The 21176-nt window shown below is 51.6% G+C and carries 14 protein-coding genes; 4 read left to right on the top strand and 10 right to left on the bottom strand.

The window, feature by feature from the left end; genetic code table 11:
- Window positions 1–517: 517 nt before the first annotated feature.
- Complete coding sequence (locus EJL04_RS09910) at window positions 518–1567, bottom strand: carbohydrate porin (RefSeq protein ID WP_125104829.1); 1050 nt, start codon at window positions 1565–1567, stop codon at window positions 518–520.
- 4 nt (window positions 1568–1571) lie between these two features.
- A complete protein-coding gene (gene mgtA, locus EJL04_RS09905; protein WP_125104828.1) occupies window positions 1572–4217 on the bottom strand; it encodes a magnesium-translocating P-type ATPase in 2646 nt (881 codons plus the stop codon).
- Between the two features lie 200 nt (window positions 4218–4417).
- Between mgtA and EJL04_RS09900 the strand changes: the two genes are divergently transcribed.
- Window positions 4418–5110, top strand: a complete 693-nt coding sequence (locus EJL04_RS09900) for an MgtC/SapB family protein (RefSeq protein WP_021853419.1) — start codon at window positions 4418–4420, stop codon at window positions 5108–5110.
- A 32-nt stretch (window positions 5111–5142) separates the two neighbouring features.
- Here the strand turns inward: EJL04_RS09900 and EJL04_RS09895 are convergent, their stop codons facing one another.
- The 6 genes from EJL04_RS09895 to EJL04_RS09870 all read right to left on the bottom strand — a co-directional run bounded on the left by EJL04_RS09895 (window position 5143) and on the right by EJL04_RS09870 (window position 12774).
- Window positions 5143–6513, bottom strand: coding sequence for a HAMP domain-containing sensor histidine kinase (locus tag EJL04_RS09895; RefSeq protein ID WP_125104827.1), 1371 nt, complete (start codon window positions 6511–6513; stop codon window positions 5143–5145).
- Window positions 6510–7196, bottom strand: coding sequence for a response regulator transcription factor (locus EJL04_RS09890; protein ID WP_021853417.1), 687 nt, complete (start codon window positions 7194–7196; stop codon window positions 6510–6512). The genes EJL04_RS09895 and EJL04_RS09890 overlap by 4 nt, the downstream gene beginning before the upstream one ends.
- Before the next feature lie 155 nt (window positions 7197–7351).
- Window positions 7352–8161: an ABC transporter ATP-binding protein gene (locus EJL04_RS09885; RefSeq protein WP_125104826.1), complete on the bottom strand. Its 810-nt coding sequence runs from the start codon at window positions 8159–8161 to the stop codon at window positions 7352–7354.
- Window positions 8158–9171 carry a S41 family peptidase gene (locus EJL04_RS09880; RefSeq protein ID WP_125104825.1) on the bottom strand — a complete coding sequence of 338 codons (1014 nt, stop codon included), beginning with the start codon at window positions 9169–9171 and terminating at the stop codon, window positions 8158–8160. Before EJL04_RS09880 ends, EJL04_RS09885 begins: the two co-directional genes overlap by 4 nt.
- Window positions 9168–10052, bottom strand: a complete 885-nt coding sequence (locus EJL04_RS09875; protein ID WP_125104824.1) for a DUF3316 domain-containing protein — start codon at window positions 10050–10052, stop codon at window positions 9168–9170. The genes EJL04_RS09880 and EJL04_RS09875 overlap by 4 nt, the downstream gene beginning before the upstream one ends.
- Window positions 10039–12774, bottom strand: coding sequence for a DNA gyrase/topoisomerase IV subunit A (locus tag EJL04_RS09870; protein WP_021853413.1), 2736 nt, complete (start codon window positions 12772–12774; stop codon window positions 10039–10041). Before EJL04_RS09870 ends, EJL04_RS09875 begins: the two co-directional genes overlap by 14 nt.
- 696 nt (window positions 12775–13470) lie before the next feature.
- Between EJL04_RS09870 and EJL04_RS09865 the strand changes: the two genes are divergently transcribed.
- From EJL04_RS09865 to EJL04_RS09855, 3 genes are all read left to right on the top strand, one after another.
- Window positions 13471–15012 carry a glycine--tRNA ligase gene (locus tag EJL04_RS09865; RefSeq protein ID WP_125104823.1) on the top strand — a complete coding sequence of 514 codons (1542 nt, stop codon included), beginning with the start codon at window positions 13471–13473 and terminating at the stop codon, window positions 15010–15012.
- Window positions 15013–15648, top strand: coding sequence for a BamJ family beta-barrel-assembly machinery protein (locus tag EJL04_RS09860; RefSeq protein WP_125104822.1), 636 nt, complete (start codon window positions 15013–15015; stop codon window positions 15646–15648).
- Between the two features lie 888 nt (window positions 15649–16536).
- Window positions 16537–17961, top strand: coding sequence for an MATE family efflux transporter (locus EJL04_RS09855; RefSeq protein ID WP_125104821.1), 1425 nt, complete (start codon window positions 16537–16539; stop codon window positions 17959–17961).
- A 197-nt stretch (window positions 17962–18158) separates the two neighbouring features.
- Here EJL04_RS09855 and EJL04_RS09850 read toward each other — a convergent pair whose 3' ends face one another.
- Both EJL04_RS09850 and EJL04_RS09845 read right to left on the bottom strand, forming a co-directional pair.
- On the bottom strand, window positions 18159–19103 hold the full coding sequence (locus EJL04_RS09850; protein WP_125104820.1) for an NAD(P)H-dependent flavin oxidoreductase: 945 nt from the start codon (window positions 19101–19103) through the stop codon (window positions 18159–18161).
- Between the two features lie 476 nt (window positions 19104–19579).
- Window positions 19580–21172 (bottom strand): MFS transporter, encoded by a 1593-nt coding sequence (locus tag EJL04_RS09845; RefSeq protein ID WP_125104819.1) that lies wholly within the window; start codon window positions 21170–21172, stop codon window positions 19580–19582.
- Window positions 21173–21176 lie beyond the last annotated feature (4 nt).

Here is a 21176-nt window from a genome sequence, read left to right as displayed (position 1 = left end):
CCGGCATGTCCGTAAGTAAAATATCAGGACAAAAGTTTTTTCTTATCTGGAAAATTGAAGGTTAATGAAGGTTAAACGGGCAGGGCGTAGTATGCTGTTTTGTTAACATCTGTTTGCGTTTTGGCGTGATGATGATGCAGAGCAGGCACTTTTTGTGCCTTGAAAGCATACGTTTTGAATGCTCAAAGGGCACATTTTGTGTTGCAAAAGCATAGCTTTTGGCATAAAAAATGCCTGATTTTCACTTTTTAAAGCTGCCGGTTGGCGGCGTGAAATATGTAAAGCGCAATATATCAACGGCTTAACTGAAGATGCTTATTTTGGCCGTTTTTTGGCCAAAACAGCAGCGCCGTGATGAGCATCGCTATTCTAGAGGCGTTAACCGGTTGGCGTTTTGTACGTTTTTTTCGCATTTCAGACATGCACGACGGCACGCATTTCTGTTTCATACATGCAGCTGATGATGCGTAGCGTTATACAGCCGCCATGCTCAGCCGCCGCGGTCAGCATCGTCGGTTCATATCGTGTAGCTCATCCGCAGCAGTCCTGCGCAGTAAGCCCCGTCAGAGTTCTTTATCAGATGTATCGCAGGCTGCAGATATCCCCTGCCTAAGCAGTTTATCCGACACGTAAGTTCCGCCGCCCATTCGGTTTCGTCCTTATACACGGCGCGGTCGGCAAAGACGCCCAGTTCGGCATTGCGCATCGTCCTTACGAGTCCTATGCCTGCATATCTCCGGCAGATGACGCCCTTTGACGGGTTGGCCGAATACTGCATGATGGCGCACATCCGCGGCGCAATCATCAGCTCGGCATATCCCCATACAGCCCCTGTTGCTGTCTTCTTCTGCGTCTTCTGCGCCTTTTCTGCCGTCGCGGTGCCTGCAAGTTCCTCATAAGACACGTTATTGCCATAATGCAGGTTAGCTCCAATATTAAAAGTGCTGCCATTGTTTTGATAATTTACGGATAATATTGAAAACAGTCCGTCGGATTCAGGACAAAGCCTGAAAACATTCTGACGGCCCGAAAAACTCTTGTATCCCACGCCGTTGTAGACCGATGCCATTATGGTCAGCTCACTTATTTTCCGCTCAAGATGAATGCCCATGGACGCCAGCGGATAGTTGGCTATGCGGTAGTTGGCCGATATGGTTGGGAATATGCCGCACGAGCTGTTGGTGAAGAGAGACATGAAGTGCGACGTGAAGTAGTCTTCGTTCATGTTGCGTATGCCGGCAAACAGCATGCTGCCGCCCGATGTAAAGGTCAGTCCGGCCACGGCCGGAGCCAGCGTGGTGTTGTCTTCGTCGATGTTTGAGAAGCCCTGACGGCTGTCGTCTATGCCCCCGCTGCGCGTCCTTGCTATGCTTATGACTGCCATATCGAGCCTTACGCCTTTGCATAAAGGCTGCATGAAGTCAATGCGCAGCAGGCTCGACATGTTGGTGTGTCCCCCGGCGTCGGCCTGCATCTCGGCTGTAAGTTGCGCGCTGATGTCTTGTGCCGTGGCGCGGCAGCAGCCGTATGCCGCTGCCGCGATGATGAGGCATGCAATCTTGTTCATCTGCTCAGAGCCATCTCTTAAACCGCCTGATATACCATTCCTTCACTACCTGCGTCAGCACGCAGTAGGCTATGAGCGTTGCCGCCAGCCAGGGAAAGTAGGACAGAGGCAGGGGCGTAAGTCCGATGCACGAGCCGAAGCGCGTGAAGGGTATTATTATTCCTGCCGCCATTATCGCCAGCGTCATGCACATCACCGGCCACGACGCGCGGCTCTGTATGAACGGAATCTTCTTGGTGCGTATCATGTGCACGATGAGTGTCTGCGACAGCAGTCCTTCTACAAACCATCCCGACTGGAACAGCGACTGGGCGCCGGGCGAGCTGCACCCGAACACATGCCACATGAGCAGATAGGTGGTGATGTCGAATATGGAGCTTATGGGCCCCGTGTATATCATGAAGCGGCTCAGGTCGGAGGCGTCCCAGCGGCGCGGCTTGCTGAGATAGTCGTCGTCCATGCGGTCGAACGGTATGGCCGTCTGCGACATGTCGTACAAAAGGTTCTGCACGAGCAGGTGTATCGGGAGCATAGGCAGGAAGGGCAGGAAGGCGCTTGCGGCCATCACGCTGAACATGTTGCCGAAGTTGGAGCCGGCGGTCATCTTCACATACTTTATTATGTTGCCGAAGGTGCGGCGCCCTTCTATCACGCCGTTCTCCAGCACCATGAGGTCTTTTTCCAGAAGTATTATGTCGGCGCTCTCCTTGGCTATGTCTACGGCAGAGTCAACAGATATGCCTATGTCCGACTGACGCAGGGCTGCAGCGTCGTTGATGCCGTCGCCCAGAAAGCCTACCGTGTTGCCCTGAGTCTGCAGCAGAGCTATAATCTCGGTCTTCTGCATGGGCGTTACCTTGGCAAACACCCTTGTCCTGGCCACAGCCTCACGCTTTTCTTCGTCGTTCATGGCGCTCAGCTCCGCACCGGTGAGCACGTTTGTCGTGTCGATGCCCACCTGTCTTGATATCGTGCGCACAACGGCGTCGTTGTCTCCCGACACCACCTTCACCTCTATTCCGTGGGCATGGAGCTGCCTTATGGCTCCGGCCGCCGACTGCTTGGGCGGATCGAGAAACGCCAGGAAGCCTATAAGCACCATGCCGCTCTCGTCTTCAACGGCAAAGTTGTTCTCCTTGCTCAGAAAACTCTTGTGTGCCACGGCCAGCACGCGCAGTCCCTGGCGGTTCATGCGCTTGCTTATCTCGTATGCCTTGACCCTTAATTCGGGCGTGAAGGGCACAACACAGTTGCCCACTTCGGTGTGCGAGCATATCTGCATCATCTCTTCTACGGCACCCTTGGTTATTATTTGTCTCTTGCCGCTGACGTCTTCAACCACTACCGACATCCTGCGGCGCGTGAAGTCGAAGGGTATCTCGTCCACCTTCTTGTAGCTCTCCCTGACAGATTCCATCTCAAGCTCCCTTACGTGCGACAGTATGGCCTTGTCCATAAGGTTCTTCAGGCCTGTCTGGAAGAAGCTGTTGAAGTAGGCGTGGCGCAGTATCCGTCTGCTGTTGTCGCTTGTGCCGTCGGCGTTTATATACTTCTCGAGCACAATCTGGTCGCAGGTCAGCGTGCCGGTCTTGTCGGTACACAGAATGTTCATGGCTCCGAAGTTCTGTATGGCGTTGAGATCTTTCACAATAGTCTTCTTGCGCGACATGGCAACGGCACCCTTCGACAGGTTGACCGTTACGATCATCGGAAGCATCTCGGGCGTAAGGCCCACGGCTACAGACACCGCAAAGAGGAAGGCGTCGAGCCATTCGCCCTTTGTCAGGCCGTTCACCAGAAATACAAACGGAACCATTATCAGCATGAAGCGTATCAGCAGCATGCTCACCTTGGCAATGCCTTTGTCGAAGGCGGTAGAGGCACGGTGGCCGGCAATGCTCCGGGCTATGGTGCCGAGATACGTGTTGTTGCCTGTAGACACAACGATGCCCGTGGCAGAGCCGCTCACCACGTTGGAACCCATGAAGCAGATGTTCTCAAGTTCCACTATGCTCCGCCCGCGGCTGTCGCCTCCGCTTGCCTCCGCTCTCTTCTCTATAGCCTCCGACTCTCCTGTCAGTGTGCCCTGACTTACAAAGAGGTCTTTCGTCTCTATGATGCGTATGTCTGCCGGAATCATGTCTCCTGCCGCCAGTTTCACGATGTCTCCGGGCACGAGCGACGAAATGCCGATCTCGTGTTCCGTGCCGTCGTCTCTTTTAGCGGTGCATGTGTTGGTGACCATCTTCTGCAGCGCCTCGCTCGACACGCTGGCCTTGTATTCCTGCCAGAAGCGGAGAATGGTGCTGAGTATAACCATCGAGGCTATGATAATTATCGACGTGAAGTCTTTTTCCTCGGGAGCGGCGATATATACATCAATAATATACGAAATGATTATCAGAGCCGTAAGCACTCCGATGAAGGGATTTATAAAGGCCTTTATAAGCATTGTCAGCGGATGCAGCTTCTTTTCATGCTCCACTTCGTTTCTTCCGTAAAGCGATTGTCTTTTTTCCACTTCCTCATTGTTCAGGCCCTGCGGGGCTGTCTGGAAATAGCTGAACACAGAGCTCATAGGCAGTTCTGATGCCAGAAAAATCTTCTCGGCATTGAATTCTAATTTCATCTTGCGCGTTTTCTTCCACATAGCGTATCCGTGTTTTTAGATTAATACTATTGTTTTTTGCGCTGCAAAAGTCGGAATTGTTTTTCTGTAAGGCCGTTAGAATGTCATTAGAACGGTATTAGAAAATCATTAGAGAAAGTTCTAATAAAATTTTAATCCGGGTCTAATGATTTTCTAACAGCCGTTCTGCTGCCGCAGGGCTAACTTTGCATAAAAAACTTATGATTCTGTTTGTTGATTATCTGATAAGGATGGGCAGCGCTTTTCTTGCCGGAGCGTTGATCGGGCTGGAGCGTCAGTGCAGGCAGCGCAACGCCGGACTGCGCACCAACATTCTTGTTTCTGTAGGGTCTGCCGCTTTCACGGTGTTGTCGTATGCCATAACGTCTCAAAACGGCGACCCTTCAAGAGTTGCGGCGCAGATAGTTTCGGGCATAGGCTTCTTGGGCGGAGGACTTATTCTGAAAGACGGATTCAACGTGAGAGGACTCAATACGGCTGCCACGATATGGTGTTCTGCCGCATGCGGAACTCTTGCCGGAGTCGGCTTCTTCTCAGAGCTGGCGGTCCTTGTTGCCTGTGTACTTGTCACTCATTGCCTTTTCAGGCCTTTATGCCATTTTATCGAAACAAAGTTTGAGGGGGCGGCGTCGCTGACCGTAAAGGTGGAATGTGATAAGGAGTCGCTTGACGCCGTAAGGAATATTATAACGAACACCTTGCTTTTTGGCGAGGCAAGGGTCAATGAGCTGTTCTATAAGGAGGCTGATGGCGTGTTTGTCGTGTTCTGTGATTTTGAGGCACGTGGTGATGACAGGACTTTGTCAGAACTGATAATACGGCGGCTGCAAGCTCATGCCGGCGTTATAAGTGCAGGCTGGCATCGCCGTGAACTGCGTGGCGGCGAATTGTAGCTGTCAGTGCTGGCGCCCTTCTCCGGTTGCTGCTATATGTGCGGAAGCTCAACTATAAAGGTTGTGCCCTTTTCTTTTTCCGAATGTACGGCGATATCGCCTCTGTGCAGACGGATAATCTTTTGTGAAAGGGCCATGCCTATTCCGTGACCTTCGGCCACTTTCTCCTGTTCGCCGCGGTAGAACAGCTTGAAAAGGTGCTGCTTGTCGGTGTCAGACATTCCCATGCCGTCGTCAGAACAGCGCACCACTGCGCATTTGTCCCAATAGGATATTTGTATGAACGAGGAATGGTCGGCCGAATATTTGCAGTTGTTCTCGATGAGGTTTGAGAATGCTATTGACAGCAGATAATGGTTGCCGTTTACGGTTATCAGACTGTCGTCTTCGGCTTCCTCCTGTTCGAATATTATTTCTATATGGTAGTCAGGGTGTGCCCTCAGGATAAATTCTCTGACGTCGAGCAGCAGTTCATCCAGGCGTATGTGCTCCATCTTTATCTGTTCCTGCTGATAGTCGGCCTTGGCAAGATTAAGAAGTCCGTCAATCAGTTTGGTCATGCGTCTTGCATCGTTAAGTGCGTTTAGTATTGTCGTGCGGTATTGCTGGCAGCTGCGTTCTTTCTGAGATGCTATGTCGAGCTCGGCAATCAGGGCTGCAAGCGGAGTTCTCAGCTCGTGCGATACGTTGCTGACGAACATCTTTTGTGCGTTGAACGAAACTTCTAGGCGGTTCAGAAGGGCATTGAATGTGGTGGAAAGCTCGCCGAGTTCGTCTTTTCTGTTCTTTACGGGCAGCCTTCTTGATATTTGCGACGCAGTAATGATGTCTGCTTCCTTTACAATCTCCCTTATCGGGCGCAGCGCAGTGCGTGCAAGTATGTAGCCTGTTGCGAACAGCAGGGTTAGACCTATGATGAACAAGATGAGCAGTGCATTCTTCAGTTTTGTCAAGTTGGCATATCCGTAGCCGTCGTAGGCGGCAGCCGTTACGATGTAGTTCTTGCCGTTGAGGGTGTAGAGCATGCCTATGCCCTGATATTTGCCTATATAAAACTCTATTTCCTTCTTGTTCAGGATGCTGCTTATCATCTGGCGGTTTTCCTTTATTATGTCGTTCTGCACAGCGTCGTGATACAGCATCTTGAAGTCGGGCGTGTAAATGGCAACCTCTACTTCATTGATAAATTCCTTGTTGTTAAGGTAAATGTCCTGCATTGTCTTTGGGTCAACCTTGTTCTGCAGGAACAGATGTGCCTTTGTTATGGCTTCGCTTCTCAGGTCATGAAAGAAGGTTTTGCTACGGGTATGTTCGCTGACAATATAGATTAATATTGTGCACAGCAGGAAAACGGCTGCCGTGGCGCATGTGTTCTTTAATGTCAGGGCTGTGCGTATTTTCATGGCTTGTCGGTGAAGATAAAGCCTATTCCCGGCCTTGTGTGTATTAGTTTGATTTCAAATTCTTTGTCAACTTTCTTGCGGAGATAGTTTATGTAAACGTCGATGAAGTTTGTACCCGTGTCAAAGTGGGTGTTCCATACTTTCTCCGCAATCTCCGTGCGGCTTATCACGCGCTCGGCATTCTCCGTCAGATACAGCAGCAGGTTATACTCCTTGGGCGACAGCTTTATCATTACCCCGTTTCGCCAGACTTCCTTTCTTTTGAGATTTATCGTCAGATCGGCATATTTCAGCTCCTCGGGCTGCTCTGTCGCGATGTTGGTGTTGCGCTTAAGCAGCGCCTTGATACGTGCGTTTAGCTCACGGAAGTCGAAAGGCTTAACCATGTAGTCGTCGGCTCCGGCATCGAAACCGTCGAGCTTGTCGTTAGTAGAGCCAAGGGCTGTCAGCATGAGTATGGGTACAGATGCATTGGTCTTGCGTATCTCCTTGCAAAGTTCAAAACCGTCCAGCTTTGGAAGAATAACGTCTGAAAGCACAAGGTTGAAGCTGTTGGATGCAAACAGCCGCAGCCCCATGGCACCGTCGTATGCCACCATCGTATGGTATCCGCTTTCCTCAAGTCCGGCTTTCAGCAGGTCGGCCACTCTTTTGTCATCTTCTATGATAAGTATGGATTGCATGGCTTATGAACTTTATGTTTCTGATGCAAATTTAATAATTAATCACGACTTATCACAGGTGTGTACAAAAAATATAAATTCTTGGAATTTTTTAAGCAAGGCATACATATTCATACTAATGTGTATGCCCGCCGCTTTAGTATCGTCTTAAAATGTCAGTCGGCGCCGCTCTTGCATACGGTTATGCGCATTGCCTCTTTGTCGAACATTATGCCGGTGCGCTCAATGAAGCGGTTGAGCGTTCCCTCGTCGGCGAGAGCCTTGGGAGTGCCTACAGATATGGTGCCGCCCTGCTCCATAACCCATAAGATGTCGGCAAGCTGAATGACGAGTTCGAGGTCGTGCGACGACATGAATATCGTCTTGCCTTCCTCGCGGCACAGGCGTGTCAGCAGGAGCATTGTCTCCACCTTGCTCGGATAGTCGAGAAAGGCGGTGGGCTCGTCGAGCATTATCACGGGCGTCTGCTGCGCAAGTGCCTTGGCTATCATCATCTTCTGACGCTCTCCGTCGCTTAGCGACATGGCGTTGCGCTTGGCCAGATGGGATATTCCGGCAAGCCTGATGCTCTCGCTTACAATCTCTTTGTCGGCATCATTGAGCGTTCCCCAGAATCCGGTGTAGGGCGTGCGGCCAAGTGCCACTATCTCCTCTACGGTGAAGTTTATCGACGACGGCCTCGACGTAAGCACCACGCTGACTATGCGCGAGAGGTCGCGCGGCGTGTAGCCCGACAGCTCGCTGCCGTTGATGACAATGCTTCCGCCAAGCCGTGGCTGAAATCCCGACAGCGTTCTGAGCAGCGTAGACTTGCCGATGCCGTTGGTCCCGACGAGGCATGTCAGCTTGCCGCTCTTTATAGAAGCGTTGATGTCCTTTGCCACGGTGCGTATGCCGTCGTGTGTCTTGTATCCTATGGTAAGGTTGTCGAGCCTTATTGTGTCAGAAGTGTTGCTGTTGTTCATTGGTTAAGGATGTTGCGTGCATATTCTATTATTGTGTCGCGGCCCTTGGCAAAGTCGCTGTCGGTGAGCTGTACGTTATGGTCGGGCTCTATGCCAAACTCGGTGCAGTTCATGTCGCGGTCGTACATGGGGCATGCGCTGAAGCGCACCGACCAGCCGTTGGGCAGCTCGCTGCTGAAGGGCATGCCTGCGCCTCCGCCCGTCTTGTCGCCGATGACGGTTACGCCGGGGCAGCACTTCATATACTTGACAAACTCGTTGGCGGCGCTGAACACGGCCCTGTTGGTGAGCACGGCCACGGGCTTGTGCCATCTGAGTCCGCTCGAAGGCTTCAGCTTCTGCTCTTCCGGTTCGGAGAAATCGTTGTGGCCGGGACCTGTCTTGTGCTGTATGTAGCCCACGAGAATCTCCTCGTCGGTGAAGCGCGACGCCAGGGTTTCGGCCGAGGTAAGCATTCCTCCGCCGTTGTCTCTCACGTCAACGATGAGAGCGTTGCACGTGGCGAGGTCCATAAGTATGTCGTTAAGATTGCCGCTGCCTATTGCGTTGGAGAACGATCCGCAGTAGATGTAGCCTATGTTGTCGTCGAGCTTGCGGTATTTTATGCCCGAAGAAATCTTGTAGTCGGTGCCGAGATAGCGCCGTTGCAGCGAGTCGCTGAAGTTGGCGGGATAGTCTTCCTTCCAGCTCCAGTAGCGCGACTGGTCGAACGAGGCGTACATGTTGACGTGTCCGTCGCGCAGTTCGCCGAGCATGTTGCCCAATACCTCAAACAGCTGGGTGCTCGTCATGCCGTCGTCTATCTGCCGGCTGTAGCGCGCATACACCTCGTTCCAGTCGAGTCCGTACTCGCTGTTCTTATAGTCGAAGAAGCAATAGTGTTCGTTCATTATCTTCCAGAGCGCCTCGAAGTTGCCGCGCGGGTCGTCGCTGTATTCCTCTTCGTCGACACACGACACGGCGGCAAGTGCCACGATGAGCGGAAGCAGAAAGTTTAAGACTCTTCTCATGGTACTATTTTAGTTATGTTGAACTGTCTGACAATGCCGATGAGCAGCATGTTAGAGTAAGAATGATATTTCAGGTTGTTCACCCTGGCCTGCTGGAAGTCGCCCATGTAGCCAAGGCGCAGCGTGGTGCGGCCGAGCGAGAAGTCGAAGGTGAGCATCTGGCGCAGCGACGGCGTGCTGCCGAAGGTGGTAGGCACGATGTTGTGGTCGTAGTTGCCGCGGCTGAAAATCTCGTAGTACGACTGTCCGTAGTTGGGGCTGAACATCAGTCCCATGAGCGGAACGCTCAGCTCATAGCGCAGCGAGTAGTTGTGCTGCCACAGGCGAAAGCGGTATGTGGCGGCTGCCGACGGCGATATGTTGAGCGACAGGCGTGCCTGCGCAGGGTTGTTGCTGTTGCGCGTGTTGTAGAGAAAGCCCACGTTGACATCGGCCTGTGCGCCGGCCTTGACGTTGAGGCTGCCGTCGAAGAAGTTCCAGTTGTAGTGTACGCCGTAGCTGAACGTGTAGGCTCCGGCTATCTCGCCGCCGTTGCCCGAGCGGTTGTCGCTGTAGGACATGTTGCCCTGATGTACTATCAGGCGCGACCAGCGGCTGTCCCTGCGCTCGCGCAGCGTGTGTGAAATGTAGCGCAGCTCGGTGCCGCGATACTTCTCGGGCGAGAGGTAAGTGTCGAGAATGTTCACTGCCCCGATGCCTATCATCTGGGCGTTGGTTATAATTTTGTTGTTCCTTATGGTGTCGGGGACATATACGTTGCCTGTGTTGAGGCTGCCGTGCAGTGCCGTCCCGTCTTCAGACCCTTTGCCGCAGGGCAGGGCACATGCCGCCGCAGAGGAGGCAAGCATGGCCGCGAGCGTTAATAGCTTAATTATCTTCATTGTCGTTGAAAAGGCTGAGCTGTCCTGTAATCTCGTCTATCACCTGCTGCTGGCTCTTGCCTGCATCGGGGTCGAGGTTCTCCTGTTGCGGTGTCTCTTCAGCCGGCTGCTCTTCAGGTGTGCTGTCTTCAGGCTCCTGTTCGGGCTGTTGTGCCGGCTCAAGCTGCTCTATGCTCTCCGTCTCCCAGTTGGTTATGCGCTTGCCTTTGGCCTTGAATCCCTTAACGCCTACAAACTGTTCGGCCTCAATCTCCATCGTGCCGCGGAAGGCGTCGCGTCCTCCGAAGGTTACGAGGAAGCGCGGATAAGGCTCGTCGGTGAGCGCCACGAGCCGGCTTGCCGGGTTGTCGCTCACGTAGTTCTGCTTGCGCTTGGTGGCTTCCATGGTGAATCGCTTCAAGTAAGGATAGCCCTGCTGGTCGGCGTCATAGAGCACGGCGGTCCACACCTTGTGCTCGTCGAACTTCTCGATAATCTTTATGTTGTCTTCATAATGGTTGTTGGCGTCGAAGTTGGTGAGATAGAAGTCGCCGTTGTCGAGCACCACCAGTATGCTGTCGTCCTCGTTAAACTCGCCGAGCAGGCGTCCGTGGCTGTCGTAGTTGAGTCGTTTGACGTCGGGGTCGAACCACACCTTGCGTCCGCCCAGCGTGCTGTGGCCGTGGCTCTTGAGCGATATGCGGTGCACGTTGAAGCGTGTCATCACCACGCCCTTTGCCCCGCGGCTCTTGATGGCAACCTCAGAGAAGTCTTTCTCCTTAAAGATGTTCTTCAGTCGCGGTGCCGGGTCGAGCGTAATCTTTATCACCTCGGCCTCGCCGTTGGGGTTGGCGGTGAAGTAAACCACGCGCGAACCGGGCGTGCCTTGCGTGAACTCGTATTCGCGGTCGCGCGTAATGCTGGTCACGCAGAAGCGTTTCATGAAGTATTTGCCCTGCTTTCCGTCGCGGTAGACAACGTTGTAGACGGTGCGGCGGTCGTTCTTCTTGAACACGGCCACGTGCAGGATGTTCTTGCCCACGAATATCTTGTCGGCCACGCGCACCACCTTATATTTGCCTTCCTTGTAGAAGATGATGATGTCGTCGATGTCGGAGCAGTTGCACACAAACTCGTCTTTCTTCAGTCCGGTGCCTATGAAGCCGTCGTTGCGGTTGATATACAGCTTCTCGTTGGCCTCGATGACCTTTGTAGCCTCGATGGTGTCGAAGTTCTTTATCTCGGTCAGTCGGGGATGTGCGGCTCCGTATTTCTCCTTCAGATACCTGAACCAGTCGGCCGTAACCTCAACCATGTTGTTCAGCTTATGGTTTATGTCGTCCACTTCGGCCTTTATCTTGGCTATCAGCTCCTCGGCCTTGTCCTTGTTGAACTTCAGTATGCGTGCCATCTTGATGTCCATGAGGCGCAGGATGTCGTCCTTTGTAACCTCGCGTATCATCTGCGGATAGAACGGCGTCAGCCTGTTGTCGATGTGCTCGCATGCTGCGTCCATGTCGGGAGCCTGCTCAAACTTGCGGTCTTTGTAGATGCGCTCCTCGATGAATATCTTTTCGAGCGACGAGAAGTGGAGCTGCTCGAGCAGCTCATGCTTGCGTATCTCGAGCTCCTTGCGCAGCAGGGCCATGGTGCGGTCGGTAGAGTGGCGCAGCACGTCGTTCACGGTCAGGAACTGCGGCTTGTTGTCTTCGATTACGCAGCAGTTGGGCGAGATGTTTATCTCGCAGTCGGAGAAGGCGTAGAGGGCGTCGATGGCCTTGTCTGACGACACGCCGGGAGCCAGGTGCACCTGTATCTCCACCTGTGCGGCCGTGTTGTCGTCCACCTTGCGTGCCTTTATCTTGCCCTTCTCGATGGCCTTGAGTATCGAGTCGATAAGCGTAGTGGTGGTCTTGCCGAAGGGTATCTCGCGTATCACGAGCGTCTTGCTGTCGAGCTTTTCTATCTTTGCCCTCACCTTCAGCGTGCCCCCGCGCTGTCCTTCGTTGTATTTGCTCACGTCGATGCTTCCGCCCGTCGGGAAGTCGGGATAGAGCGTAAACGGCTCGCCGTGCAGATAGCTTATGGCGGCGTCGCATATCTCGTTGAGGTTGTGCGGCAGAATCTTTGACGACAATCCCACGGCTATGCCCTCGGCTCCCTGTGCCAGCAGCAGCGGAAACTTTGCCGGCAGCGTGATAGGCTCCTTGTTGCGGCCGTCGTAGCTCAGCTGCCATTCGGTGGTCTTAGGATTGAACACCACGTCGAGCGCAAACTTAGACAGGCGCGCCTCGATGTATCGCGGAGCGGCGGCACGGTCGCCCGTGAGTATGTTTCCCCAGTTACCCTGGCAGTCTACGAGCAGGTCTTTCTGTCCGAGCTGCACGAGCGCGTCGCCTATAGATGCGTCTCCGTGAGGGTGAAACTGCATGGTGTGGCCCACGATGTTGGCCACCTTGTTGTAGCGTCCGTCGTCCATGCGCTTCATAGAGTGCAGTATGCGTCGCTGAACGGGCTTCAGTCCGTCTTCGATGTGGGGCACGGCACGCTCAAGGATAACGTATGATGCGTAGTCGAGAAACCAGTTCTGGTACATTCCGCTCAGATGATGCACGGCAGAGGCGTCAAACCTGTTGGCCGGCTTATAGTCAGAGTGGCTTTCGGGTTCGATGTCGTTGCTGTCGTCCTGAACGGGCATGTCCTGCTCTTCTATGTTTTCGGGGTCTTTAATATTGTCGTCCATGATGATGTATGTCTGTAGAAAAGATAATGCAAATCGGTGTGGCTTTTGCAGCCCGGCTTGTTTTAGCTTGATGCCTTCGTGCGGCTTATCTTATGCAAGGATAATGCAAATCGAACGCAGAACCACTAAACCTGTTTGCTGAAACATGTTTAAGTGTTATGCTGAGATGCCGCTTATCTTATGCAAAGATAATGCAAATCGAACGCAGAACCACTAAACCTGTTTGTTGAAACATGTTTAAGTGTTATGCTGAGATGCCGCTTATCTTATGCAAAGATAGCTAAAATCGGAGACAATGCAAAATAAATATTTTATTTTTTATATAAGGAGCGGCAGCGCGGCCTTATGCTGAGATGCCGTTGAGGACGGTCTGTGCGAGGTTAAATAAAGTTAATCGGAAATGCCCGTTGCCGTCCGTTTGACGCTCTCAGAATGCCCGTGCTGCTCAAGAATCCGGCTTCAGACATGAAAAACCGGCAGCCGTCTCCGTGTTAAATAAACATAACGCGCCGCATGGCAGCAGGCACCCGCCGGCACGGGCCACGGACGAAATAAATATAATAATGTGTGTGAAAAAGTTTTGTGTTTCGGTAGCTTTGCATTATCTTTGCACGCAAAAGTGTTTATACGATAACTTTTTGTTGCCCTCGCAGAGGGCTTTTCTGTGAAATAAAAATTTAAGGTAAATAAACAACAATGGCACAAGAAGATGTTTTTAAGAAAATAGTGTCTCACTGCAAGGAGTACGGATTCGTGTTCCCGAGCAGCGACATCTATGACGGCTTGGCCGCAGTTTACGACTACGGACAGAACGGTGTTGAACTGAAAAACAATATTAAGGAATACTGGTGGAAGAGCATGGTGCTGCTTCACGAGAACATCGTGGGCATCGACTCGGCCATCTTTATGCACCCAACGATATGGAAGGCATCGGGACACGTTGACGCATTCAACGACCCGCTCATCGACAACCGCGACTCAAAGAAGCGCTACCGCGCCGACGTGCTTATTGAAGACCAGATAGCAAAATACGAGGAAAAGATAAACAAGGAAGTGGAGAAGGCCCGCAAAAAGTTTGGCGAGGCTTTCGACGAGGCTAAGTTCCGCGAGACCAACCCACGCGTGCTCGACAACCAGAAGAAGCGCGACGCCCTGCACGAGCGCTACAGCGAGGCCATGAACGCCATGGACCTCAATGAGCTGAAGCAGATAATACTCGACGAAGGCATCGTCGACCCGATCAGCGGAACAAAGAACTGGACCGACGTGCGCCAGTTTAACCTCATGTTCTCAACCGAGATGGGCTCTACAGCCGACAGCGCAAGCAAGATTTATCTGCGCCCCGAGACAGCACAGGGTATATTCGTAAACTACCTTAACGTGCAGAAGACAGGCCGCATGAAGATACCTTTCGGCATAGCACAGATAGGCAAGGCCTTCCGCAACGAGATTGTTGCACGCCAGTTTATCTTCCGTATGCGCGAGTTCGAGCAGATGGAGATGCAGTTCTTCGTTAAGCCCGGAACAGAGATCGAGTGGTTCCAGAAGTGGAAGGAGACACGTATGAAGTGGCATCAGGCCCTCGGCTTCGGCGAGGAGAACTACCGTTTCCACGACCACGAGAAGCTGGCCCACTATGCAAACGCCGCTACCGACATCGAGTTCCGTATGCCGTTCGGATTCAAGGAGGTTGAGGGTATACACAGCCGCACCGACTTCGACCTGTCGCAGCATGAGAAGTTCTCAGGCCGCTCGATCAAATACTTCGACCCGCAGACCAACGAGAGCTACACTCCGTATGACATCGAGACATCTATCGGCGTTGACCGTATGTTCCTCTCAATCATGTGCCACTCTTACTGCGAGGAGAAACTCGAGAACGGCGAGACACGCGTTGTGCTCAAGTTGCCCGCAGCCCTGGCTCCTGTCAAGCTCTGCGTGATGCCTCTTGTAAAGAAAGACGGACTGCCCGAGAAGGCACGCGAGATAATAAACAATCTGAAGTTCCACTTCAACTGCCAGTACGACGAGAAAGACTCTATCGGCAAGCGCTACCGCCGTCAGGACGCAATAGGTACGCCTTACTGTGTAACCGTTGACCACGACACGCTGAAGGACAACACCGTTACGCTGCGCTTCCGCGACACAATGGAGCAGGAGAGAGTCAGCATCGACGAACTCAACGGCATTATTGAGGATAAGGTAAGCATTGCAAGTCTTCTTAAAAAGATACAGTAAATGAAGAAGTACAATATTTTTGCCCTTCTGATGCTGCTTATTGCACCGCTGTGCTTCATGGCCTGCAGCGAGAACGAAGACACCGTTGAGGAATTTCCCGACTGGAAAAACCGCAACGAGGCCTATTTTGACAATATCTACGAGAAGGCTATGGGCATTGAGGACGGCAGCTGGAAGATTATCAGAAACTACTCGCTTGAGGACACCATACCGGCCGGATATGCCGATCACATCGTGGTAGAGGTGCTCGAGGAAGGAACGGGCAGCGGATGCCCAATGTTCACCGACTCTGTGTTGGTGCACTATCGCGGACGCCTCCTGCCCTCAACTTCTTATTCCGAGGGATATGTGTTCGACGAGAGCTATGAGGGAGAGTTCAATCCTCAGACAGCTCTGCCTCGCCAGCTGTACGTAGGCGGCCTTATAGACGGCTTCACCACAGCGCTGCAGTATATGCACATAGGCGACCGCTGGCGCGTTTATATCCCTTATCAGCTGGGCTACGGATCAACCGGAAGCACCGGTATTCCGGCTTACAGCACGCTGGTGTTCGATATAGCCCTCGTGGCATATTATCGTCCGGGAGTTACGCCAGACCCGTGGTATGCCAAGAAAGGCAAGTGGATAACAGAATAACACTTACGTAAAGATAATGTTCCTGGGGACGGACGGCATTATGCCGCTTCCGTCCCTTTTACATTATATTATATATGTATATGCCTTAATTTTATTATGCATGCACCTTAATTTTGTAATGTAAACACGTATGGTCGGTAGCGTTTGTGAGTTCGATAGTTATACATTCACCTTAAATCTATTATGTAAACATACACGGTTGGTAAACGTTGGTATGTTCGATGGTTATGCCTATATATTAAATATGTTATGTATGCGCCTTTATTTCATTATGTATATGTCTTTGCGTTTTGTCCTCATGCTTTTTCTTTTTCTGCTTTATGTATTGCAATGTCCTGCCGTGCCTAGCCTTTCTTGTCCGCATGTGTGTTGCGGCATGGCAGTGCTGACGCAGCGTGGCGTTTTGTGTAATCAAATAATATGTAAAAATCAACATCCCGTATACTGATTTTGATTTATGTCAAAAAACATGCGTTTTGATGCATAAAATGCTTGAAATGTTTGGTTGTGTGCGCAAACAGCAGTATCTTTGCATCGTCAAAACAAAACAATAGGTATTAATAATTCATAGGTATAAAGCTAAGGTAAAGAGAAAGATTGTTTTGGTAAAGGATAACAAAGATGCCGCGAGGCATGAAAAAGTTTTCATAGGTAATTAAGGTAAATAAAAAAGATTGTTTAAGGTAACGGATGTTAACCCTGTTTGCTGTGAATACAGCAACAGGTATTGGGGGTAAGGGAAAGCATAAACGAATTGCATGAGCCTCCATTTTTTTTAGAAAATTGAATTAACTGAATAATGTGCGCGGAAGTCTTTAATAAAAGATTTCCGCGTGTTTTTTGTCCGCGTAATTTGTTTATTCATCTTAAAAGTAGTAATTTCGCACGATGTTTTCAGCTAATAAAGGAAAAGACTTGCTGGCCATGATACGCAACGGCCAGACGATGAACGGCAGTCAGATGCTCAATCTGATAGCCCAGCTCAGCGTGCCGTCCATTCTGGCACAGCTGACAAACACCCTGATGGTATATATCGATGCGTCGATGGTTGGTTCGCTTGGTGCCAAGGCTTCGGCGTCGATAGGCATAGTACAGTCAACTACGTGGCTCTTTGGCGGTCTTACATCGGCCGCTGCCATGGGCTTCTCGGTGCAGGCTGCCCACTTTATCGGTGCCAACGACTTTGTAAAGGCGCGCCAGGTGTTCCGTCAGGGCATAATGGCCACGGCGCTCTTCACGCTCATCCTTACTGCCATATGCCTTGTCATAGCCGATCCGCTGCCCCTGTGGCTTGGCGGAGGAGCCGATATCGCTCCCGACGCGTCGCGCTATTTTGCCATATTCTGTATGTCGCTGCCCGTATATCAGCTTGGAATACTGTCGTCGAGCATGCTTAAGAGTTCGGGAAACATGCGCGTGCCCAGTGCCGTCAGCGTGCTGATGTGTCTTCTGGACGTGGTGTTCAACTATTTCCTTATATTCAGCACGCGTCACGTCTCCGTGCTTGGCTACGACATACTGATGCCCGGAATGGGCATGGGCGTGGCAGGAGCTGCCCTTGGAACGGCTCTTGCATACATCGTTACGGGTGTGATGCTGATATGGTTTGCAACGCTCAGGTCGTCGGAACTGATGCTGAAAAAGGAGAAATGGACCTTTGCACCGCTGTGGGATTATCTGCGCAACGCAGCAAAGATAAGCACGCCGATGGGCGCACAGTATATTATGATGAGCGGTGCGCAGATAGTAAGTACGATGATTGTTGCCCCGCTTGGCAACTTTGCCATAGCCGCCAACACGTTTGCCATAGCCGCCGAGAGCCTTTGCTACATGCCGGGATACGGCATCGGCGAGGCTGCCACCACGCTTGTTGGGCAGAGCATCGGTGCAGGTCAGCCGCGCCTGGCGCGCAGCTTTGCCTACCGCACCGTATTTCTTGGCATGATTGTCATGGCGGCCATCAGCGTCGTGATGTATATCACGGCACCGCAGATGATTGGAATAATGACGCCTGTGGAAGAAATTCGCCAGCTGGGCATCGGTGCTTTGCGTATAGAGGCTTTTGCCGAGCCGATGTTTGCCGCCTCGATAGTGGCTTACAGCGTATGCCTCGGTGCAGGCGACACGCTTGTTCCTGCCTGTATGAACCTTGCCAGCATGTGGCTCGTGCGCCTTACTCTTGCGGCTTATCTTGCGCCTATCTACGGCTTGCGCGGCGTATGGATGGCGATGGCCATAGAGCTTACGTTCCGCGGCGCAATATTCTTATGGCGCCTGTTCAGCGGACGATGGCTCAAAGTAAAGTTGGGATAAGATTTATATGTGATGTCGGACGGATGTCCGTCGTGATATTGTTTGATAATTATATTCGTCATCCGTAACATCATGCGGCAGACTTTTGTTGCCGCTTTATAAGGATGTTGCGGATGACGAATTGTTTTATGGGTATAATATTTTGTGGCAGAATCATTTTATTCTGCCGCAAAATGATGATAAACAAGCGTTGAGGCTTACAGAAGTGCAACTCTTTCCTTTGCCTTTTCAAAGCCGCTGATAAGTTCTTTCATCACCTCACTCACAGGCTTTATCGTCTTTATCGCTGAGGCAATCTGACCTATCTCCAGTTCGCCGCTCTCCATGTCGCCCTCAAATATTCCTCGTTTTGATGCTGCCCTGCCGAGTATCTCGCGCAGTTCGTCGGCTGTGGCTCCCTTGTCTTCAGCTTCGGCCAGCTTGGTGTATAGGGCGTTCTTGATGAGTCGGGTGGGGGCAATCTTCTTCAGACACAGCATGGTGTCGCCTTCGGCAAGTTCTGTGCATCTCTTCTTAAACTCTTCAGACGCCGAACTCTCCTCGGTGAGTGCGAACAGTGTGCCTGCCTGTATGCCCTCTGCGCCGAGAGCCATGGCTGCGAGCATGGCCTCGCCCGATGCTATTCCGCCTGCTGCTATGAGCGGCTTTGTGGTTGCCTTGCGCACCTGCGGTATCAGAGTCATCGTGGTTGTCTCTTCGCGTCCGTTATGTCCGCCTGCCTCAAAGCCTTCGGCAACGATAGCGTCTACGCCTGCCTCTTCGCATTTTGCGGCAAACTTGCTGCTCGACACCACGTGTGCCACCTTTATTCCGGCTTCGTGAAGCATCGGGGTGAACTTCTTCGGACTGCCTGCCGACGTGAACACAACCTTTACGCCCTCGTCTATTATCATCTTCATGAGTCTGTCTATCTCGGGATACATCAGCGGAACGTTCACGCCCCATGGCTTGTCGGTTGCAGCTTTCATCTTGTTTATGTGCTCAAGCAGTGTCTCCGGGTGCATTGATCCGGCTCCGAGCAGTCCCAGACCGCCCGCATTGCTCACGGCAGAAGCCAGTCGCCAGCCGCTGCACCACACCATACCGCCCTGAACTACGGGATATTCAATGCCGAAAAGTTCGGTTATTCTGTTATTTTTCATAAGCATTTTCTGTTTTTGTAAAATAAAAATATCGCTGCAAAGATAAGATTTTGCAGCGATATTCTTGTGTGTTTGCCGTTATTTTTTAGGTGTCCGGTGTCCTTGTTTCATTTATAGTGCAGCGTGCCTTGCCGCTTGTTGTGTCTCCCTTGTTTCATCAACTTGCATTTAGTCTGAAATTAGTATGCCGTTTGCGGATAAAAAGTGGCCCACTTTTGCATGAAAAGTGGGCCGTTTACAGGTCGTAAACGGCCCACTAACGGTTTGAAACTAAACCTGCGATGTTTTCTTAATATATAATGCTTATTGACGTTGCCAATGCTTAATCTTTAACTATATTTGGCGAAAAAGTTACGGTTTTTCGGCCGTTTTCAGAGCATACCTGTAATTTGCGGCAGAAATATCCGGCAGACGGCTTATTTGCCGTGTCTTGTGCTGCCGTCCGTAAGGCTCCGTGCCGTTATGCTTTTTGCACCTTAGTCAGACTTGTGGCGCACTTGCCTCCATATTTGTGACAACCTGAGCATCTGACTAGCCCTTGCACCAAGGTGAACGCGATAGTCAGACAGCAGTATGGCGAGCAGGATTATCACGGCCATTATCACGGCCCATCCGTAGACCTCTTTAAGGCTAACCATGAGCATCTGGCGCTGAAACTCGCTGTATAGAGTCTGAAATGATTCGCAGTTGTAGTACATCGGGTCGATATAGCTGCCCAGATTGGCTGTGTTTGCCTGTTTGACGTTATTGAAAATCCTGGTCATTATGGCCGAACTGAGCGGTCCGCCGAAGCTCGTTCGGATAAATCCGATGACGCACATGGCCTCGAAATAATACTCAAACGTGACGCAGCCGGCAAGGGCGTAGGTGAGCGATGTGTACACAATGCTCACTCCGGCGCCCTTAAGCAGCATGGGCAGATACAGCATGTATTTCTCCGTTGAAGGGTCGATAAGGAAATACAGCATCGTCTGGTAAAGCAGAAAAGAAACAAACCCGGTTAAGACGATGTCCTTAATTCGCCATTTCCACTTCGTCAGAGCCATGAAGAAAAAGCCCGTGCCTACGGCTATTCCTGCCGTTATGCCCCAGTTGAGGTCGGCATTGTGGCGTGCGTCGTATCCAAGAATCGAACAGGTAAATATGTTCTGGGTGGATGTAGCCGTGGCAGACATCAGCGTCATACACCCGAACAGGATGAATATATAGAGCATGTTGTGTTGCGAAAACGTCCTTATGTTTATGTAAGGATGCCTGATTGTGGCAGCGCGTTGCAGACACATCAGCAGCAGAATTACCGCAAACGCTATGGCTATGCGGATTGGTTCGCCGTCAAGCCAGTCGTAGTGTTCGCCGTATACGCAGATGAATATGATGCAGAACAGCCACAGTGTCCACATTATTCCACCGAGATAGTCGATGCCCTTGAACGGGATGTAGGGACCCTGACGGAACTTGCTGCGCATGCAGAAATAAACCAGCGCGAAAACAAGTATGAACGCACCAATGGTTATGCGGTGCATGGCCTGCCAGTCGAATGCATAAATGCTGTATCCTGTGGCAACGTTGACAAGCTGCACGCTGCCGAGGACAAACGTGAACAGGAATGGAAAGAACACCGCAAAGTCTCTCTTTGGCGTAATCTTAAGCTGGATGCTGCTCCAACAAACAAAAGTACTTACAATTCTAAAGAAACCGCTAATGAATGACAGGGCAACAACGAGCGGGAGAAAGTCGCATATCATGCAGATGTAATCGCATATGATAAACACTGCACCAGAGAACAGGAGAACGTCGCGCGTTGTGAATCTGAACAGTATCCTGAACAGCAGCGGAAAGGCCATTGTAAGTCCCGTCATTGAGGCATAGCCTGCCATCATTACGTCTTCGTTGATCCAGCCCCATGTTCCGGTCATCTCGGCCACGGCCGACATGTATATACCGCCGGAGAACATGTAGACAACAATTATAAATATTATCAGCGGAAAGCGCAGAGGCTGGGGCACAAAGTCTTTCCATACCATTATGCGCCTTGCGGCTGCTACTTCTTGTGGTGAAGGTGCTGGCATAGGC

Source organism: Prevotella marseillensis (assembly GCF_900625065.1).
GTDB classification, from domain to species: Bacteria; Bacteroidota; Bacteroidia; order Bacteroidales; family Bacteroidaceae; genus Prevotella; species Prevotella rara.
This window is presented reverse-complemented; position numbering and strand designations above follow the sequence as displayed.

What these genes read in the sequence shown, in the direction of transcription:
- EJL04_RS09850 (WP_125104820.1), bottom strand. Translation starts at nt 19,103, where the DNA reads ATGAAAAATAACAGAATAACCGAACTTTTCGGCATTGAATATCCCGTA.
- EJL04_RS09870 (WP_021853413.1), bottom strand. Translation starts at nt 12,774, where the DNA reads ATGGACGACAATATTAAAGACCCCGAAAACATAGAAGAGCAGGACATG.
- EJL04_RS09895 (WP_125104827.1), bottom strand. Translation starts at nt 6,513, where the DNA reads ATGAAAATACGCACAGCCCTGACATTAAAGAACACATGCGCCACGGCA.
- EJL04_RS09880 (WP_125104825.1), bottom strand. Translation starts at nt 9,171, where the DNA reads ATGAGAAGAGTCTTAAACTTTCTGCTTCCGCTCATCGTGGCACTTGCC.
- EJL04_RS09845 (WP_125104819.1), bottom strand. Translation starts at nt 21,172, where the DNA reads ATGCCAGCACCTTCACCACAAGAAGTAGCAGCCGCAAGGCGCATAATG.
- mgtA (WP_125104828.1), bottom strand. Translation starts at nt 4,217, where the DNA reads ATGTGGAAGAAAACGCGCAAGATGAAATTAGAATTCAATGCCGAGAAG.
- EJL04_RS09855 (WP_125104821.1), top strand. Translation starts at nt 16,537, where the DNA reads ATGTTTTCAGCTAATAAAGGAAAAGACTTGCTGGCCATGATACGCAAC.
- EJL04_RS09860 (WP_125104822.1), top strand. Translation starts at nt 15,013, where the DNA reads ATGAAGAAGTACAATATTTTTGCCCTTCTGATGCTGCTTATTGCACCG.
- EJL04_RS09910 (WP_125104829.1), bottom strand. Translation starts at nt 1,567, where the DNA reads ATGAACAAGATTGCATGCCTCATCATCGCGGCAGCGGCATACGGCTGC.
- EJL04_RS09885 (WP_125104826.1), bottom strand. Translation starts at nt 8,161, where the DNA reads ATGAACAACAGCAACACTTCTGACACAATAAGGCTCGACAACCTTACC.
- EJL04_RS09875 (WP_125104824.1), bottom strand. Translation starts at nt 10,052, where the DNA reads ATGAAGATAATTAAGCTATTAACGCTCGCGGCCATGCTTGCCTCCTCT.
- EJL04_RS09900 (WP_021853419.1), top strand. Translation starts at nt 4,418, where the DNA reads ATGATTCTGTTTGTTGATTATCTGATAAGGATGGGCAGCGCTTTTCTT.
- EJL04_RS09865 (WP_125104823.1), top strand. Translation starts at nt 13,471, where the DNA reads ATGGCACAAGAAGATGTTTTTAAGAAAATAGTGTCTCACTGCAAGGAG.
- EJL04_RS09890 (WP_021853417.1), bottom strand. Translation starts at nt 7,196, where the DNA reads ATGCAATCCATACTTATCATAGAAGATGACAAAAGAGTGGCCGACCTG.